The sequence below is a fragment of the Pseudoalteromonas sp. C2R02 genome (assembly GCF_018860845.1).
Taxonomy (GTDB): Bacteria; Pseudomonadota; Gammaproteobacteria; order Enterobacterales; family Alteromonadaceae; genus Pseudoalteromonas.
Window position 1 is genome coordinate 15,584 of record NZ_JAHKQC010000012.1, and the last position, 19,575, is coordinate 35,158.

The following is a 19,575-nucleotide window of genomic DNA, read 5'->3' on the forward strand; positions in this document are numbered from 1 at the left end:
TTAAAACAAAAAAATCCGGCATAAAGCCGGATTTTAATGATAAATTGAGTTTACTTATAATTACTCAACAATATCCATTTCTTCAATTAAGTTAGTCGCGCCATCAATGTGCTCCATAACCCAAAGCATATAACGTACATCTACATGAATTGAACGATTTAACTTAGGATCGTAATCCCAATCACCTATAATGCTTTCGTACACACCATCAAACACTAAACCAACAAATTCAGCTTTGTCGTTAAGTGTTGGTGAACCAGAGTTACCACCTGTGATGTCTAAAGTACCTAGGTAATTAACTGGTACTGAACCAATTTCAGGTTTAGCATAGTCACCATAAAACTTATTTTTGATAAGCTCTAACTGCTTTTTAGGCGCGTCAAATGGTGCTATACCTGTGTCTTTAGCAACAATACCTTCAAGCGTTGTATAAGGTGTAGCTGTTAAACCATCTTGTGGAGAATACCCTTTAACATTACCGTAAGTAATACGTAGCGTGCTGTTTGCATCTGCATATACAGGTAGGTTTTTATCATTAAAGTAAGCAATTAATGCTTCCATATATTTAGGACGATAAGCTTGAATATTACCCGCTAACTCTTTTGATGCATCTTCAATTGCTTTACGCTCTTTAAAGCTAGATACAGCTAATTTAACAAATGGGTCATTACTATCTTTAAAGTCAGCAACTGAATTATTCATAAGCGCTAAACGTTGTTTTTGAGAATTAAGTTTAGTTTTCTTATAAATTTTGCTTAATTTTGTACGAAGTTTTTTCTCGTTAAAGTTTTTAGCGGTTACATTTTTTAAACCAAAGAATTTATCGTAAGACTTAAGACGATCTACTTTTGGTAATGCAACATAATGCTTTAACATCGCAACAAGAATTTCTTTATCAATTTTTTCATCATAACGACGGTCAACTGATTTCATACCTTGCTCAAAACGTGCTAAATCACGTTCTTGGTATCCACGTTCGCGTTCAAGGTTAGGCTTTTGCTTTTCAATCGCTAAACGATGCAATTTATTACCGGTAGATAGCATTTTGCTATAACGCATGTAACCCAAAATTAAATCGCGTGCTTGTTGTTTATCATCTTGCTTAATAAGTTTATTTAAACCAGATAATGACTCACCATATTGTGCATTACGTTTAGAGCTACTCTTTAACCACTTACCAAGGTTTGATTCTAGTTCTTGCTTGCGTTGTAAAAAAGTACCTTTATTGTAACTGTGGATCATAGAACCATAGTTTTTAGCGTAGTTAGCAAGGCTAGCTAGTGTGCTTTCGTACTTAATGCGTGCTTCGCTACCTACTTCAGAATTTGTATGAATTAAATCGATAATTTCTTCACGGTACGCTTTAGCTTGCGGGTAAGTCCACGAAAAAGTATTTTCTACTTCATAAGCTGTACGGTAACGGTTTGTTCTACCAGGGTAACCCAGTACCATGATGTAATCGCCGTCATCTACACTGCTCTTATTTACTTTTAAGTGATGTTTTGGCTCATATGGTACGTTGTCTTTATGAAAATCTGCAGGTTGGCCATCTTTACCTACATAAGCGCGGTAAAAACCATAATCGCCAGTGTGACGTGGCCACATCCAGTTATCAATATCACCGCCGTATTTACCAACACTGCTTGCTGGTGCATGTACTAAACGTACATCACGGATCGTTAACTGTTTAAATAAGTAATACTCTAAACCGCCATGAAAGTTAACAACACTACAACGATATCTGTCGTCGTTTTCACATTCAGCAACTAATTTTTTAGAATTTGTATCAATCGCTTTGTAACGTTCGCTACCAGGCATATTGTCAGTAATACCAGATTTTACAGACTTAGTTACTTCAGTAATTTCTTCAGTTACATATATACGACTACCCGGTGTTGCTGGTAATTCTTCATTAAAACTTTTAGCTAAAAACCCATTTTTAAGTAAGTTGTTTTCAGCAGTTGAGTTGTATTGAACAGAGCCATATACACAGTGATGGTTACTCGCAACTAAACCTTTGTCTGACACAAAAGAGGCTGTACAACCACCAAGGCTAACAATTGCGCCCATAGGAAAGCCGGTTAAGTCTGTTAAATCATTTGGATTTAACTTTAAACCTGCATTAGTTAACTCTTTTGCAATTGTAGGTAATTGGTTTGGTTGCCACATACCTTCATCTGCTAATACTGCCGTACTGCTTAAAGCAAATACTGGCAACATTATTAGGTTTTTAAGCTTTTTCATAGTATCCCTAAAATAGTTTATTTTATTAATGTTTTTATAATATTGTTATAATGTATCAAAACGCAGCTATTCTGCGCTAGTCAAACAACTTAGTCAAAAAAACAATCAAAATAATTATCACAGAAGTGTAAAGCACTTTGCCCATTTTGAAGTTGTTTTTACGGTTATGATATTTTGATAAAACACATATAGTCAATGTGTTATAAGCCTAAAGCCCAACCTATAAATATACACCTGTAGATGAGGCTTAAGCCTTACATATGATGTTTGTACTTATACAATAAAAGAAATAATGATGTAGACGGGCTTCAGCCGCGTAATATATATGTCATAAAAAGAACATGCATGAAGAAATACAGCTAGCCTTTCATAACTTAATTCTGTAGGAGAGGCTTTAGCTTTTCATGATAAATAACATATAGATTCATGCATAACACAGGAACAATTGTCAGTAGCGTTTCTTTTGTTGTAGTACATTTGTAAATCAAGTCAGTCTAAAGGCCAACCTACAAAAACAAATGTAAAATTATCTCGTACATTTCTAGCGAAGCAATTATCACCATCAATTTAAAACTCAAAAGACAGTTTCATCTGCTGAAATAGATTAATTTTACCTTATGAAGTTATTAAGATTTACAACTGATATAATTCTCTTGTTTAAAATCTGATGGATTCAAGTCTGTTTCATTCGTGGTATATGTTTTCGAATTACTTGAATTCCATCTAATAACATCAATCATGTTAATAATTTTTTGTGAACTTTCCCCTGTGATTAAATTAGTTGAATGCCATTGATAAATAAATCCAGTGAATGTCACCCTATCACCTGCTTCAAAGTCTGAAAAAGAATGTGGGTCAGGAATATCAATCGGCATATTAGGAAAAATTCCTTTATTAGTTATCTTACCATTTTCAACTTTATAAAATTTAGAGCAAAGAGGTGCTCCAGTAACGTTATAATATTCAGATTCTAAAGTCACTGGTATATCACCCATTCTTTTATACTCATATTTCATATAAGGCTTAAACAGCCAAATGTACAAAAATGAGAAAATCAACACGAAGCTAAATGTAATTTTTAAAAACATGATTATAAACTCGCAGTTGAGGTATTTTTATATTCTAATAACCCTTTACTTTATTTTACGAGCAACTCGAAATCCTATACGTTTGCTATTAAAAGTCTTTCCGTCAACAGCTGCGCCTCTAACTGTAGCTTGTATAAAGTTAACATTATTCATCCAAGATCCATTTTTAACAATATGTCGATCACAGTCTCCATTTAGTCTAGGGCTGCCATCAGATATTTTATCTGGATTACTTTTAATTTCACAATCAGCAGTCCATTCAGCTACATTTCCATGAACATCATACAAACCAAAGGCATTTGCTTTAAAAGAATCGACTTCTGCAGTACCATCTTCAAGCAAAGGAACATTTTTACAATCTATGCATGTATGAATTTGAGCACACCCCGCACATTGAGCATTTTTATCTCCAGGATCATTGCCCCACCAGTACTTTGTAGTTGTTCCTGCTCGTGCAGCATATTCCCATTGCGCTTCGGATGGTAAAAAGTAATCTTGCCCAGTTTGTTGAGACAGCCAAGCTACATATGCTCTTGCGTCATCCCAAGTACTATCAATAGCTGGACGCTTACCTCTGCCCCAACCTTCATCAGTTGGTTTTGGGCGACCAGTTTCTTTACAAAAAAGATCATATTCTTCAAATGTTACTTCATATACCCCCTAATGCAAATGGCTCTTTAATATCAACTAAATATGATGGTCGTTCATTTATTGGTCGTGACTCATCATCTGTGCCTAACCTATTAACTCCTCTCGGAATAATTGCAAGTTTAGGAGCTAATTCATTGTTGGCTAATGTATCTTGAATGTAACTAACTTTGTGATCATCAAACTTAGTTAATTTATCATTATTGTGATTTGAAACTTTATTACAGCCTGTAATTATAAGAAACAAGAACATGTAGATTATAGAATTGATTTTCATAAGCTATAGGTGTGATACCTCAGCTTTATTGTTATGTTCAAATAGTAAAGGCCATTTCTCAGGGTCTTTAAGCTGTTTTTCAGCAATGCTCCATAATGAATCATTTTGCTGTACCGTATACTGCCTTCCTAGCATATTATTTTCCTTATAATTTCAAACACAGTAAAGACCCGATTATAGGTACTCATGATATTAAATTCAACAGAATTATATAAAACAAATACTTTATTCACTTACCTCCAATTAATGTAATGTAAAAAAATAGTGATGGTGTAGATAGAATCATATTCATAACTCAAAAACGATGAAACAAACTATTACTCAACTTGAATGCCAACCTACCAATGACCCGGTACCTGTAGGTGAGGCTTCAGCCTTACAACTAAATATTGCTACTAGCCCAATTCAAACAACAATTTTAGATATCTCGGAATCAAAAATAACCTTAATCTTTTGCTGCACCCTTTTGCCTTAAACAATACCTAAATTAACTTTTATATACTCACTACCCGTTTCTGGCATATAAGATCATCATTTTGTTTCATTTTCTGATCTGTTTATCTGTAAATTCAACTTACTCAAAAATCCAGCATTTAAAATATTAATTCAAATGCTTTTAAACATCGCATTATTTATTCACCCACCAAGCAGTACCCATTACTTAAACATTAATTATCCAAATATAAACATTAAAAAATACAATTACTAAAAACCTATAATAGGAACTAGATTAAACATAGCTTTTAACATTTGGTTAACAAGCTTTATTTAATAACAAGGATAAATAATGAAAACAACAATACTCCCTATTTTAACATCCTGTTTAATTACGGTAGCGACAGGCACAAACGCACAAGTACACTTTGATAATCACGATACAATTGAATTTGACGAAAAAAAATTACAAAACTTGCCTATTAATGCTTTATTAGTAATTGATAACGATAAATTTGTTTTTTCAAATACACAATTAAATGAAGACTGGGACCACTTTTTTAATACACAAGCCACAGCATTAAAACACAAACAAGAAGTCATAATGCACTGGGCCGGCTACACGAGTATCAACCCTAAAATTCTAATCGCATTAATGGATCAGCAAAGTGAAATTTTAAATAATGCCAAACTAAACGCATTCACTACCCCATTTGGACAGTTATCAACAAAGAAAGGGTTTGATAATCAATTACAGGATATTGCTTTAAGATTAAGCAAACATTTTTATTTGTTTTTAGAAGCACAAGAAAATAATAACATCACAACAAACAAGCTAAAAAATACCACCGCAGCTACAGTTTCAATCTCCAATTTATTAAAACTCAGTAAAGCAAACACCTTTAAAATCGACACTAAAACAACGAGTAATTTTGTTAATCATTTTCATCAGCTTTTTACTCAAAATAAAGACAGCTTACTATTACAAAATGCACTTATAGAGCCTGATAATAAAGTAAACAATATAAATACCGCAGCAAATTTTTATATGAGTTTTCCTTGGCCTTCTGGTTATGCTTGGTATAGCGGCGGCGCACACTCAAACACCGGTTCGGGTTATCCATATTCATCGTTAGATTTTAATAATAACTCAGGTGGATGGGGAAGCAACACACCATGGATACAAGCTTCGCATGGCGGTGTAGTAACCAAATACTCAAATTGTAATATGCGAATAACACACTCCAGCGGATATGCAACGAGTTACTATCATATGGACAATTTACAATACAGAACAGGCGACAGTGTACAAACGGGTGCTTGGTTAGGTCGTTATGCTAATAACAAACAAACCGCATTATGTGAAGGTGGTCAATCATCAGGCCCACATGTACACTTTTCATTGTTATATAACGGCCGATACACATCATTACATAACCATTATATAAGTGGTTACAGAGTAGATGTAGGTAACTACAATTACGATGACAATTGTAATAACTTTTATTTTAGTAAAAATGGCTACAAAACATGTGCTTGGCGTCAACTTTGGCGCTAATGTATAAATAATAAAAATTAATAAATGAGGTTTATAAAGGTAATAAACCTCATTTTAGTACTATTTAATATAAGGCTCAGCACCTTTGTTTTTAACTATAGTTAAATGGGCTTTTCGATCTGCCCTACTCGTTTTAGATACATTAGATCTTAATTTTTGATTAAACTCAATAACTTGTTTTTCTGTAAACTTTACCTGTTCAAATGAATAAAAATGGCCCAAAAGCTCACCAATTTTAATCACATTGCTTGGCATGTCTATTTTAAATTCTGCACGCTCAGTAAACACAACAACAGATTTAATATTTGAAACTAAACCCAATAGTTTACCCACAGCTAAACAATGCTTATAGTTTTGACGAAGTGGGTTTTGAAATTGTGACTTCTTTTTATATATTTGTTGAGTCCACTTAGCTTGATGTTGAGAACCAAATATCCAGCCAGCGTAATTTTTTGTTTCAATAACAAAAATTCCATACTGGCTCACAACTAAATGATCAACTTCTGTTAAGTCATCATTCTCAAGTGACAATATTAAATTTTTATAAACGGTATAATCATTGGTGTTTAATTTACCGAGATATTTATTAACTAACCTTTCAGCTAAAAAGCCTTTAATTTTTGCACTATTTAACCTAACAATAATGCTGAGCACACCAAAAGATATTAATAGAGTAAACAAAGCAATAATTTGACCTGTAGGAAATAAGCTGAATATATTTAACTGTTTATTTTCAGCCACTTTACTTGGAATGTTACTGATTAAAGCAGGTTTTGTTTGAGGTTTATTATAAGCAGTTTTAGAGATAGATGAGTCTACAAGTTTAAACTTTTTAAAAGAGATCTGTTCAGGGTTAATACAGGCACTATCAAGTAGTTTTTTAGACTGCCGATAATTTTTATGCAATCTATTATTACTATACATAGCAACTTGTTGTTTTAACAAAATACAAGTTGCTTCAGTTTGTTGCTCTACTGCATAAACAGAATGACTAAAAAGTAAAACTAACAATATAATCCATTTCATCTTACATCTAATCTACTATGAAATTACGTTTTATAACTGCTGATTTAGGTATATTAAATATGACTAATTCAATTTTATTGGAAGAAATCATAGCTACTTCACTTCCTCTTTTATAAATCATATAACCTTGCATTAATGTTTTATTATTCTCCAATACTGTACTACATATTGACCAATTAGAGTTTTCTGTGATTCTAGTTTTGCAACCTTTAGTTTTTAATATGTTTATTTTATCTATTGCATCTCTTTTACCTATTTCAACAGCCTTTAAGATCATGAGCAACATAAACAAACCGATTAAAATGAAATATCCTAATCTTGATAGTGAAAAAGATACTTTAATTAGCTCCTCTTCCAACTTTTTCAATTTTGGATAAAACTTAAAAAAAACAACAAAAATTAAACCTACAGCAATCCCAATTAATGGTAAAATTAAAATCCCCCACAAAGAAATAAAGTAATAGTTAAATGTCTCTTTAAGCACTTCAGGTATAATAGTAAGAACATTAAAAAAGCCAAACAAGGTAAGTATTTCTGTATTTGGTATAGATGAATGAATCCCATAACCGACATCACTTCCAATTGAATAACAAAGTCCAACAATGAAGAAAATACCAGATATAAGAACAGTTAATTTTGTTATGAGTAAAAATATTGAGTCTGCTTTAATTACTTTAGATTCATCTATCAACTAAAATACCTCTTACGATTAATTTTTCTACAAAGACCATTCTAATAGTTCCCTAAAAAAACTTCATTTCTATGATAATTTAAAAAATATTCTTGCTCTTGGTTAAAACAGCCAACTTTAGTACCCAAAGTTAGATCTACACCCATTTTTAATAAACTATCAACTTTGATGATAGGAGCTGCTAATATTTCCCCATTAGTATCAAAAGTAATGAAACCTCGATCAAAAAGATGATCTACGGTTGGTGTAAGCATTAAACCGTTGCTTCCACTAAGTTTTTCTTTATGGTCGTCGCAATATCGCCACGGTTTTATATGACTAGCTCTTAGATGCTGGATCTCATCAACCTTTGTGACCCTACAAAACTTTTCTAATACTGAAACATTTCGTCTAAATATACCTTGACCTCTTCGTGCGAGGATTATTGATTTCCTTTCTGTTTCTAAAAAGCTACTGTCTGTTCTAATAAAATTTTCTAAGTCTTCTTCATATTCAGTCAACCCATCTTTAACAGCATCGTTATATGTCGATATCGAACAATCATTTACCAAGGAAATATCAATTAAGCTTTTAGCCTCAACACCAATTAATGAGATCAAATTTTCAGCAAACAGTTGAGGTAATAATGCAAGGTAAACACCTTGGTTTCCGTTCCCATTTTTCTGAATTGGGGAGTAAATATCAGGAAGGTATCGCCTTAATATTTCTATATTTTCAGCTGGTTTTATTTTATTGCTAATTAGTTGGTAGTTAACATCAACTTTCCATCCTACATCACTCCAATAGCCACCTGTCTTTCCAAACTCAGTAGGTTTTGGGGCTGCATATGCAAAAGAGTTTATTACACCAATAGCTTGAATTCTTGTTTTACAAAATGAAAAGACAATATCACCAGGTTTAACAGCTTTCATATACTCATAAAATTGGTTTTTATGACCATTTTGCTTTCTTTTCGGTGACCAAAGATATCCACCTTCTATTTCTTGTTTAAAAGTTTGATTTTGATTCACCCACCAAAACTTCAATTGAAAGACCTTATTCATAACCATTTGTAAATATGTTGTATTTATACAGCATATTTAAATCGTTACCAACTGATTATTAACTATAATTTATTTTTTAGATTAAAAACTTCCCTAGCTTACTTTTTATAAATACATGGGAAAAAATAACAGCTAACCCCTCATACCTAATTGCTAAATTTAAACTCAAGTAAAAATTCACATTAAAACCCATCATTTATTTATTGTTATACAAAAATTCCTATTCTCTGATACATGTCAATAAACATTTCTTTTTTAATCGTTTTGACTGTACCTATTAAAGCACAAGTAGTACGCTTTTCACCCAAACCAATAAAAGGATGTAAAATGGAAAGCCAACTTAAATTATTCGATGAAATCAGCAGTCTAAAACAAAACAAAGAAACTCCCAAAGAGTCAAATAGAAAGTTTTGTAAAGATTTAGAAGAGATATTATTAACATTAGGGTTTTCTGAAACTGAAAATAAAAGCCCAAATTTAAATCAATTTAAGAAGCGTTCACAATATAAAGATATGTACGATTCTAACAGACATAGCGCTTTCTTATTAAATCATAACGTCCATGGACTACTTAGAATTGAAGCACATAGACAAATACAATCGGGTTCTGTTGACCAAAAATTTCCGTTTTTTCTAGAATCCCTTAATAATGCTCCTGAAAATAAAGCTATTTTAGTTTTTGATGGAAATGGATATAAAAATGAAGCTTTTCAATGGCTACTTAATAATGCTGAAAGAAACAAAGATAAAGAAATTAAAGTATTTGGCACTATTAATTCTTTTATAAATCACATCAAATACTAATTTAAAAAGGGCTGGATTTACCTTCTTTTAATCTAGCTTTTATATTTTATTATTTAATCATTTGCAGTCCACCCTATAAAAATCGGAAAAACCTTTCTGAAACATTTACCGTAATCACAATTACTCTAAGAACGTCACTTTATTTAATTGGCAAAGCCAAAACAGCCCTTTGCCAGATTCAGATAAAGGGCTTAGTTATATACAACACCAACAAACAGGTAAAACGCTGATTTTATTTGTTCGCGAACAAAATAAAGACGAAAACGGCAGAACCTTAGGGTTTGTTAATTTTGGTGAAGTTGAGTATCTGAGCCATAAAAACAGCCAACCTATGGATATTATGGCAATTAAAAAGCCCGATGCCAAATGCGTTATGGCAACGAGCTGGTAAATTGGCTGTTGGATAGAATCGTTACTGTCACTTAGTTACAGTACACCTAAATAAAAAATTAATTAGCAGCCTAGAGTTATTTTATTTATTTGCTTATTACCTATTAGATAATAAGCTAATCAGTAATGCACCTAAAGCCGCGCCTGCTACTACCTTACCTGCACCAGAGTTATCAACTCCTCTTAACTGTGGAGTGACGTTATAACCTTTATCTTTAAGCCGTTTAATATAAGATTCAGTTTCAATCATTAAGTTACTCACTGTTTCCTCCAGAGCCTGAGAAACAAGAAAAATTTGATCTGTACTCATCGATGACTTACCACTCTCAAGGCGGCTGTAGGATGCTTGTGATATTCCCAAAACATTAGCAATCTCAGATTGCTCTTTTTCTTGGATTTTTCTTTTACTAGCGACAATCGCGCCAAACACTGCTGAGTATGTTGTTTGTAAATTATTCATATAAAACCTTTACACTAAATCCATATACGCTTAACCTATATATACTTTAAACGCATACACATAGGATTTACATGTATAATAACTTAAAAATTGGATCTTTACTATTACGTAAGAAAGGGATCTTTGAACACACAGGTATTTATTTAGGGCAAGGTAAAGTAGTCCATACTGTACCTGAGACTGGAGTTAATATTATTAACTACGAAGAGTTTGCAAATAAACAAAATGTAAATATTATTCATACAGAAAACCTTGATGTTGAAACTTTAACTTCAAGGTTGGAAGAGATTTTTGGTGGGGATACTCGGTATTGCCTTATTTCAAACAACTGCCAGCACATAGCGCACTACTTAATTCATGGTTCCTCAAAAAGCTCACAGCTTAATTGTGCTGTCGGTGGTGCCGCGTTGGGCATATTTCTAGGGTTAATAAATGAAAAAAATATTTGGTTTTCTGCAATTATAGGTGGAATTACAGGGTGCTTACTCCATTCAGCAACATTAAAAATAGACAGTACTCTCCCGGCAATAAGGGCTACAACTTAAATGTTGATATGGTCATCAGTAAATTCATACATGATGACCATAAACCTATAACTCTATCTGATGAGAAAACTCATAAAACCCTTCAAGAATAGTAGTAAAACCCCGTAAAGTATTATTTTGTGTTGGTTATCGAGTATTGCTACCACAAGCTTTTTTTTAGTTTCATAGTTCAAACCATTGAGACTTGATTCTAAGTACTATCCTACTTTAAAAAATTTGGATATGTGCTAACACTGACAAATTACAAATTACAAATTACAAATAGATTACCCGGTAAACAATTAATAGCCAATATATAGCGGTCCTCTTTTCCTATAATTTTTCTTATTAATTGTACGTGAACAAGGCAAACATGAAAATGGGAGCACCATGGGATTTGTTAATTTTGGCCCAGTAGAATTTGTTAAATATGAGGGCAGCCAGCCTATGAACATAACTTGGAAGTTAAAACATCCCATGCCAGCATATTTGTGGCATGAGACGGCTAAGTTGGCGTTGGGTTGATCATGCAATCATAGATATTTCATCATACTCAATAGAATTCACATCAAGTTTAGCCAACAATTTTTCTCTATTAAATCCTGTTAATTGTTTAGTTTTATTTTCAATAATTAGACAGCTTTTAAGAGTTTTATCTTTGAATATTTTCTGTGCTGTATGACGAGACACACCTAAATTTTGCATAGCTATAACTAGGGAATGCTTACTACCATACTCTAAAAAACCAGCCCAATTTTGACCCGCTTTTTCCTCACCTAAACAACTAACAAGAACTTTGTGATAATGATTAAAATATCGCTCAAATGTGTATCTTAGTTTTCTTTCTATATTGTCGAGAAGGTTATCAATAATCCGGTTAATGTGTTCTTTACTACCATTAAATATTGGGCTTTCTTTACCATGACCAAAATATACAGGGCTCTGATTATCTTCGTGGTATTTGATCGCTTTCGTGATCATCTCATTGATTGGTTTTCCACTAATCCAATCATTCATTAAAAAGCCAAAAAATTTAATTTGATTCAGTTTAATCTTTTCGGTTTTATCCCACTCATAAAGCTCATTAAACCTAGTTAAAACAATTAAACAATTGTCATACGAAAACTCTGGAAGCACATATTCCAAAGGAGCTTCTCTTATCTTATTATAGATTTTTCTTTGTATTTCAAAATTTAGGGATTTATATGAATTAATAACATCAAAAGAAATATCTTTAATTATTTCACTTCGTTTTTTAGCCAGATCTAAAATGACAAGTAAGTGTTTGCTTATAAACTTTTTTAACATAAAGCTATCGTTAAAATTATTTGGGAAGCGTAATGTATCAATACAAATAATATTAGCTAAGTATTCAATTGTTTTATTGAGAGCTTCTTCACTAGCCTCACTATATTTTAAGGCCTCCTCTAGTTTCCTCAAGCTTGTATTAGAATCTAATTTAATGTCTATAGTCGTTGTTAGTTTAATTTGTTTTACTTTGAATATCTCACTAGAATCCCATTTTTTACTCGCAGAAGGCAAACAAAAAATGTTACCTGATAACTCTTTTCTATACCTACCAGCACGACCCGCTAAGTTCCAAAATGTTAAAGTTTTATTGGCATTTCTTTTTTTATCTTTAGTTAATCGTATTTTATCTTCACAATTTATAAAAATATTTTTGGTTGGCATATTAATGCCTTCAATTAACGTTGGTGTACAAAATATAAAGTCGATATTTCCATTTCGAAATAACTCTTCGATAATATTACGAACGATAAGTGGTAACTGACCATGATGATATGCCACACCTTTTTTTAGACACTCAACTAAATAGTAAGATTGATGTATGTAAGAAGATATTTTTGATATGGCATCAATCAAAGGCTCTGTTAATTTGTTTTTTGGTATCCTTTTTGAAAATGTATAAGCATTATTAATAGACTTATCGCGGCTAGAACAATAAATCATATTGGAATGCTGCTTTTGACCAATCGTAAAAATAAAATCATCAACAGTTTGAATTTCATTCATGATAGATGTTTCAATACTAAAAATGTCTTTATCAACGAAGCATTTTATTGCTCTACTTTCTACATCTACAACATATAAGTTTTGTGCTACAGGTGACTCTACAATAGACTTTGAGTATTTGATATTTTTGTTAAATAAGCTAAGAAAAACTTCAGGATTTAAAATGTTTGGTGAAGAAAAATACAACTTGATATTAGGGTATTTTTTAATTGTTAAATCAATAGCATTGTATTCAGTAATGCTACGTTCAGCATCTTCGCCATCTTCTGACAATTTATGTGCTTCATCGACAAAAAGGAAACCAATCTCCAGATTTACTTTGCTGTTGTGAAAATTTAATAAACGTTCTGGTGTCAATATGAAAATATATTTCTTATCAGGGTCTTCATTTCCACTTACATTTGCTACTACATGGTAATTATTATTTTTTAGTTGCTCACCGCACTCATTATTTAACTCAACACGGAATTGGGATATTAGCGCTCGACTAGGAACGACGATAACTAGGTTTGATTGAGCTTTAATAATTTCTGATTCAACAAACCTTTTTATTAAAAATGACTTACCTAGAGATGTAGGCCCTGAAAAACTATAACAAGGTGCATTTTCCATTTCAGAATAGATACTGTATTGTGAATCTGTAAAATGATATTTACCGCAATCAGTTGTGTAGATATGCTTTTTGAAATTACTTTCTAAGCGCCGCTCTTCAGGTAATACATCTGAATCATAGTTTAAAGCGAACAGCCCCATTTTTGAGTAAACTGAAACAGATATCACTTTAAATATATTTTTATCTTTGATGAATGGTTCCAATAAACTTATTAAGTGATAAGCCTTTGAGCGAGCAAAAGGCAAGATTGAATTAGCCAGTAAATCAATAAATTTTACTAGATCATTCTCTTCTTTATCCGTCAATTCATATTTTAACGTCCCATCAAATATTGATAATGAATAACAATTGTGGATCTTAATGAATAATTTTTTAAAATAATCATTTTGAAGAACACTTCTGGCTAAGTTATCACCCAAACGTTCCATGTTATATATCCTTTAAAAATGATTGACAAAATTCTTGGGTATCGTTGAACGGAACTATATAACAATTAAGTTCCGAGTTAACAATATTAAACTCATCTAATAAGTTCCTAATGTTACTCAAGACTATTTGTATCTTTTCAATGATCTCATTTTGAAAAAGTTTATTAAATTCAGGAGTGTTTTTATACAAAATAGCATTGCTACATTTAAAATCGAAGCCAATAAAAAGTGAAAATGAATTGCTTATATTATTTGGCTTATCATCTTCTGTCGGCAACAATAACTTTGATAATATTTTTTGTTCTTTATTATCAAAGGTCGAATCAAATAGATGATTACTAAGTAAAGAGTCAACGCCACTTAAATTAGGTATTGCTTGCAATAGGCCATTTAAAGTATTGCACAGAGTCGTTTGTAAACATTGACCCATTTTAGCTGTTGAATAAACGAGTTCACAAAGCTTTGTATCGTTAAGTTTGATATGGACACTTTGTATATTTTGATTATGGCTATCAATAAATGAATAAAGCTTAGGAGCATTTAAATGGGACTCTAAAAAACCCTGCAATAACAATTCAGCAACTTTATTCTTACCATTCAACTCTAAAAATATTTTATTACCATGCCTATCTGCTTTTTTATTCTTATTTTGCTCTTCATACTGTTTAATCAATTTCCTTGGCAAAGTGAATAACTTAATACACTCATCTAAACGTTCTTTTAGGTTGTCATAATCAATTTTTTTACCATCTAGTTTTATTGTAAAAAGGTTTAACTCCCTTTGTTTTCCTAAAGCCAAGTCGTGCTTAATTTCAGTAAAACACTTTAAAAAATCATCTTTTATTAATGTGCTAATTTCACTTACTTCATTTTCAAATACAAGTAAGGGCATACTTTCTGATTCAAGTAATTCATTCACCGTATGATCGATATATTCTCCGTAAGAAGCGCTTATATCACCCGTTTTAGTGTAAATACCAACTAATAAATTCTTATTTAGATGTTTTTTTATTATTCCTGAACCTGAGTTCCCCGCCAAGTTATCCTTCGTAGACTCTAAATTTGAATTTACACTTCCTTCTATTTGAAAATTTAAACCTCGCCCTAATTTTGCCATATCTGTATAATGAATAGGCTGATATTCATTATTTCCAGTAACTACTGGAAAACCACATGTAACAAATTTATCGCTATCTGTAATGTCGTCAAAGTTACAGATTTTCACCTCAGGCAAATCTCTCACAAATGAATAATCCTTGGCTTTGAGTACTAATAGCGCTAAATCTTTATCCTTATGAGCTATAACTTTTTTTGGTTTAATTTCTCGATTATTGGCTCCTACATTACTTACATTTATTTTTGTCACTTGTGCCTTGTAACTATTACTCAGCTCACATGAATTACACTCTCTTTTAATTCTTTGGCTTTGACACTCCTCTGGAGATTTGGGGCAGATACTATGTTTTGCTGTAAATATATAGATATTCTCACCATTTATATAAATAGTTCCACTGCTATTCTTCCCATCACACTTAACCTTAACTGACAATTGTTCAGCTATATCAATATTCATAAATAAATATGACCCCTTCCTCTTTAGAATTTGGATAATGTGTTTTTATAGAAGGGCTTTTAGCAAAAATCCTTTCGATATCTTTATTTTTATTAACAAAGAAGAAGTTAGTTTTCTCTATTCCAACATGATCTAAAACTCTCACTAAAGCTTCTTTGTGCGGGTGACAATGTATTTTATTTGCATTAGCGGATACAACAAAATTCTGGCTTTCTATGAGCCCTAACAAGTCATCACTTGTATTTTTCTTACTCCCATGATGAGATAACTTAATAACATCTAATTTTAATTGGCTGCCTCCCACAGGTAATAACTTCCTGAGATTCTCAACTATTATATCCGGGTGGGAATCAGATAAAAAAAGCCATTTAAAGTCATGATACTCGATTAAAAACGCAATACTGCCACCGTTTACTTTACTTTCATCTTGCTCAAAGTATGGTAACTTCATTTTTAATTCTTCAATGCTAAGATCATAATCAAACTCACATTTTCCTGAAGACTCTATAGCTCCTTTTTTCAAACTTTGAGTTGGCCAATAATTATTTAAAGACTGTAATTTATCTATAGATGGCGATAATACGTTAATTTTTAATCCATTCACATCTGCCACCACGGCATCTGTTATTACTTTCTGATTCCATTTTTTATTATTTTCTAAAATTGAATATAAATCGTAATCCTGTTGACGCGATGACTTAACTGCACCTTTTAGGTGTTTGTTTACTGGATATTTTTGAGTTTTTTTAAATGGTTTACCGATTAGTTTTGCTATAGTTTTTTCAGAGTTAAACCAGTATTCATCAACATAACTTTCTATTTCATCATCAGCAACTAGGTTTAATATACCTTTGATATGGTCGTCATCGCTATGCGTTACCACTACTAAATCAAATCTTCCCTTCTTCCCATGCTCAATTATTTTTAAAAGTTGTTTCTTCTGCTTTTTAAACTCAAGAGCTTTACGATTTCCACCATCAATTAATATATTATGATAATTTAAACTATTATCTTGGAATTGAATAACAAAACAATCTCCTTGTCCAGCAGGTAAAAAATGTAAACTACATTCTTTTTTTGTCACTTTGAGTCCCCTCTTATGATGCTAAACTCAACCCCAAACTTCCCAAAATAATCTTTCCCATCCTGATCCATTTGTTCTTTTATCTTTTCAAAACACTCTGGTGTCAGCTTTTCCCACAATACAGGATCAAAGGCGACGATGTTTAAATCTTTGGCGTGGTAAACAAATCGTTTTCGTTCGAACTTTTCAAACGGGTTAGCAAGCAAACTGCGGGTGATGTAGGCGGTATCGTTTAGGCGCTCTAAATCGTTTAATGGGTTGTTTGGTTTTTCAGCTTTGCCGTGTTTTTGGTGTAACTGCTGATAAAAGTTTTGATATTTTGCTGCCAGCTTGGTTAGTTCCACTTCGCCTTGTGCATTACATTCGCTAATAAAGCTCAGTAAAAATACTATTTTGTATGAAAAGGCGTAATCGCGTTTTTCTAAAAATTCAAAAAAGTCATCTCGGCGAGTATCGTCTGTTCTCTCTTTTATGTTTTTACTGTGTTTAATTTCGCTTAATTGGTTTTGGCTAAAGTAATGTAGCTTTTGTTTGCCAAAGTCATGACTTTTGGCGGGTGTTACCTCGCCTTTTTTCACCCAGTTTTTTACGGTACTGGTTGATATAAATAGCTCTCGGGCAAGTTGTTCTTCGTTAAGTAAGTCGCCAAATTCTTTTTCAAAATTGAATATGTTTATTTTTTCAATACGGCGCTCACCTTCCCATAAATGATCTAAGGCGAGTATTTCGTGCGCTGGTGTGGCAAATTCAGTTTTGACTAAATTGGAAAAAGGCTGGTAGCTGGTAAAGTTAAATAAACTGTGAACTGACCAAGGTTGCAATGCTGCGCCGTAGCTGTCGACCACATCAATCACAATTAATGCTTCTTTACCTTGGTATTTGCGTGTGCCACGGCCTAATTGTTGGGTATACAATACCTTTGACATGGTTGGCCGTGCCATTACCAAAATTTCGGTTTGCGGTGCATCCCAACCTTCGTTTAATAAATCGCAGGCGCATAAAAAACGTATTTTACCTTGCTGATAGGCATCTAGTCCTTTTCGATCAAGGCCGTGTACTGCTTGTGCACTTATGCCATGTTGATTCATTAATTTTGCCATACGTTTGGCATGTTTTACGTCAGTACAAAAAATAACACCTTGCTTTAAGTTTTGCCCACTAATGAGCGGCTCTGCAAAGTATTTATTAAGTAAATCTACAATAAGTTGATCGCGTGATGGCACTAAAATCGTTTTGTTTAAATCAGCTTTTACAAAGTCTTTACCGTTAAAGCGCACTTTTGATAAATCGAGATTCGATTCTAGCCGATAGGCGCGTATTTGTGGTGCTAAGCCTTTTGAAATTGCTTGCTCTAGTGTTAAGTCGACTTGGTAACTGCCAAAAATATCTTGTAGTTTTTGCTCGTCTAGACGCTCATCGGTTGCAGTTAAACCTAAGAAGGTTTTAGGTGCAAAATGCTCTATTACTTTGCGGAAGCCAACAGCGGCTGCGCGATGTGCTTCGTCTACTAAAATATAGTCAAACTGATTGGTTGTTAATGTATGGTAATGGCGTAACAAATAGGCACTGGTTTGTACTACTACATTTAAGTTTTTATTATGTATTGCCTCACCCACGGTTAAATTTGGCAATCTGTGGGCTAAGCGTGTTTGTAACTGATCTTTTAATGCGGTGCTTGGCACAATGGCTAAGGCATTTTGGCATTCGCCCAGCTCTATTTGTGCTGCTAAATCTTGTATAAATACTTCTGTTTTGCCAGTGCCTGTGGGTAATACCACTAAAAAAGTATTTTTACCGGTTTGGCGTTGCTGATTTATTTTATTTACGGCATCTTCTTGATGCAGCATTGGCTGATACGCTACGGCACGCTGTGCTAGATAGTTTGGTGAAGCTGCGAAATTTTTGGCATCGCCAAAGTAGTTTCGCATTTGATCTCTAAATTTGTATTCGTCTTGCATGCCTCTAAGTGACCAGCGGTAAACCAAATAACCGTCGTAAATCAGTGAATTTTGTTTAAATAGCTGTGAGCGATATTGTTTAATGCCTGTTATTAATGGGTGATGATAACGCTCACCGTTTAGTTCAATGGCAATATTATTGGTCGCTTGGCTGTTTTCGCCTTGGCATGCACTGTTATGGCGACTAAGCATAAAATCGATATAGCGTAAGTGCCCTTTGCTATCTATATATTTACTTTCGGCTTGTAGTGCGTATAAATATTTAGAGCCAAATACTTGCTCAAACAATGCAGTGAAGTTGTATTCGGGTGCAGTTGGTTCGCTATGTGTTTCGCTGCGATCACTACCAAAACGCTTTATGTTATCGCTGTGATGCTCTTCTGAACCTAAAAATATTTCGAGATCTTGTTTAAATTGGTTTTGAGAAACTTCAACTGATGCATTGGTATCATATACAAAGCGATATAAACCTTGGTATTTATGCATTTGTTGATTTTGATAGCTGGTGTAATCAACATATTGGTAAGTGTTGGCGCTTAAATCGAATAGTGTCAGATCTACAAATACGGCTGGACTACCTTGTTTTATATACAAACGACCTGCATTTGTTTGATCAACAAATATATAGTTATATTGATTTAATTGGGCATCGCAAAACGTTTCTGGGTTGAGTTCCGTTAGTGTGTTTAAATTCACC

Annotated in this window: 15 protein-coding genes and 3 pseudogenes; 5 read left to right on the plus strand and 13 right to left on the minus strand. The window is 32.9% G+C overall.

The features are described 5' to 3' along the window. Positions 1 to 60 precede the first annotated feature (60 nt). The 5 genes and pseudogenes from KO527_RS02600 to KO527_RS02620 form a co-directional block, all read right to left on the minus strand. Positions 61 to 2,244: a S46 family peptidase gene (locus KO527_RS02600; RefSeq protein WP_216038827.1), complete on the minus strand. Its 2,184-nt coding sequence runs from the start codon at positions 2,242 to 2,244 to the stop codon at positions 61 to 63. A gap of 626 nt (positions 2,245 to 2,870) precedes the next feature. Then, entirely contained in the window at positions 2,871 to 3,224 is a 354-nt protein-coding gene (locus KO527_RS02605; protein ID WP_216038828.1) for a hypothetical protein, read from the minus strand. 153 nt (positions 3,225 to 3,377) lie between these two features. Next, a pseudogene (locus KO527_RS02610) lies at positions 3,378 to 3,926 on the minus strand (SUMF1/EgtB/PvdO family nonheme iron enzyme); the annotation flags it as partial. A 55-nt stretch (positions 3,927 to 3,981) separates the two neighbouring features. Continuing rightward, positions 3,982 to 4,233 (minus strand): hypothetical protein, encoded by a 252-nt coding sequence (locus KO527_RS02615; protein WP_216038829.1) that lies wholly within the window; start codon positions 4,231 to 4,233, stop codon positions 3,982 to 3,984. A 27-nt stretch (positions 4,234 to 4,260) separates the two neighbouring features. Further along, positions 4,261 to 4,392 carry a LysM peptidoglycan-binding domain-containing protein gene (locus KO527_RS02620; RefSeq protein ID WP_216038830.1) on the minus strand — a complete coding sequence of 44 codons (132 nt, stop codon included), beginning with the start codon at positions 4,390 to 4,392 and terminating at the stop codon, positions 4,261 to 4,263. Between the two features lie 652 nt (positions 4,393 to 5,044). Here KO527_RS02620 and KO527_RS02625 point away from each other — a divergent pair. Continuing rightward, positions 5,045 to 6,250, plus strand: a complete 1,206-nt coding sequence (locus KO527_RS02625) for a M23 family metallopeptidase (RefSeq protein ID WP_216038831.1) — start codon at positions 5,045 to 5,047, stop codon at positions 6,248 to 6,250. 60 nt (positions 6,251 to 6,310) lie between these two features. Here KO527_RS02625 and KO527_RS02630 read toward each other — a convergent pair whose 3' ends face one another. From KO527_RS02630 to KO527_RS02640, 3 genes are read right to left on the minus strand one after another with little or no spacing between them, the layout of a single operon-like run. Beyond that, positions 6,311 to 7,261, minus strand: coding sequence for a nuclease-related domain-containing protein (locus KO527_RS02630; RefSeq protein ID WP_216038832.1), 951 nt, complete (start codon positions 7,259 to 7,261; stop codon positions 6,311 to 6,313). A 22-nt stretch (positions 7,262 to 7,283) separates the two neighbouring features. Continuing rightward, positions 7,284 to 7,967 (minus strand): hypothetical protein, encoded by a 684-nt coding sequence (locus KO527_RS02635; protein WP_216038833.1) that lies wholly within the window; start codon positions 7,965 to 7,967, stop codon positions 7,284 to 7,286. A gap of 41 nt (positions 7,968 to 8,008) precedes the next feature. After that, positions 8,009 to 8,992 carry an HNH endonuclease gene (locus KO527_RS02640; protein WP_216038834.1) on the minus strand — a complete coding sequence of 328 codons (984 nt, stop codon included), beginning with the start codon at positions 8,990 to 8,992 and terminating at the stop codon, positions 8,009 to 8,011. Between the two features lie 345 nt (positions 8,993 to 9,337). Between KO527_RS02640 and KO527_RS02645 the strand changes: the two genes are divergently transcribed. Continuing rightward, positions 9,338 to 9,814 carry a PD-(D/E)XK nuclease superfamily protein gene (locus KO527_RS02645; protein WP_216038835.1) on the plus strand — a complete coding sequence of 159 codons (477 nt, stop codon included), beginning with the start codon at positions 9,338 to 9,340 and terminating at the stop codon, positions 9,812 to 9,814. A 115-nt stretch (positions 9,815 to 9,929) separates the two neighbouring features. After that, positions 9,930 to 10,221, plus strand: a pseudogene (locus KO527_RS02650) (DUF3427 domain-containing protein); the annotation flags it as partial. 80 nt (positions 10,222 to 10,301) lie between these two features. Here KO527_RS02650 and KO527_RS02655 read toward each other — a convergent pair. Beyond that, positions 10,302 to 10,664 carry a helix-turn-helix transcriptional regulator gene (locus tag KO527_RS02655; RefSeq protein WP_216038836.1) on the minus strand — a complete coding sequence of 121 codons (363 nt, stop codon included), beginning with the start codon at positions 10,662 to 10,664 and terminating at the stop codon, positions 10,302 to 10,304. Between the two features lie 71 nt (positions 10,665 to 10,735). Between KO527_RS02655 and KO527_RS02660 the strand changes: the two genes are divergently transcribed. After that, positions 10,736 to 11,209 (plus strand): lecithin retinol acyltransferase family protein, encoded by a 474-nt coding sequence (locus tag KO527_RS02660; RefSeq protein WP_216038837.1) that lies wholly within the window; start codon positions 10,736 to 10,738, stop codon positions 11,207 to 11,209. A gap of 324 nt (positions 11,210 to 11,533) precedes the next feature. Continuing rightward, positions 11,534 to 11,713 (plus strand): annotated as a pseudogene (locus tag KO527_RS25755) (hypothetical protein); the annotation flags it as partial. On the opposite strand, the gene KO527_RS02665 reads toward KO527_RS25755, so the two are convergent. From KO527_RS02665 to KO527_RS02680, 4 genes are read right to left on the minus strand one after another with little or no spacing between them, the layout of a single operon-like run. Continuing rightward, a complete protein-coding gene (locus tag KO527_RS02665) occupies positions 11,714 to 14,263 on the minus strand; it encodes a DEAD/DEAH box helicase (protein ID WP_216038838.1) in 2,550 nt (849 codons plus the stop codon). Between the two features lies 1 nt (position 14,264). Then, the gene (locus KO527_RS02670) at positions 14,265 to 15,836 is read right to left on the minus strand and encodes a Hachiman antiphage defense system protein HamA (RefSeq protein WP_216038839.1); all 1,572 of its coding nucleotides are present in this window, start codon (positions 15,834 to 15,836) and stop codon (positions 14,265 to 14,267) included. Then, on the minus strand, positions 15,826 to 16,920 hold the full coding sequence (locus tag KO527_RS02675) for a hypothetical protein (protein ID WP_216038840.1): 1,095 nt from the start codon (positions 16,918 to 16,920) through the stop codon (positions 15,826 to 15,828). Before KO527_RS02675 ends, KO527_RS02670 begins: the two co-directional genes overlap by 11 nt. Then, positions 16,917 to 19,574, minus strand: coding sequence for a DEAD/DEAH box helicase (locus tag KO527_RS02680; RefSeq protein ID WP_216038841.1), 2,658 nt, complete (start codon positions 19,572 to 19,574; stop codon positions 16,917 to 16,919). Before KO527_RS02680 ends, KO527_RS02675 begins: the two co-directional genes overlap by 4 nt. Between the last annotated feature and the right edge of the window lies 1 nt (position 19,575).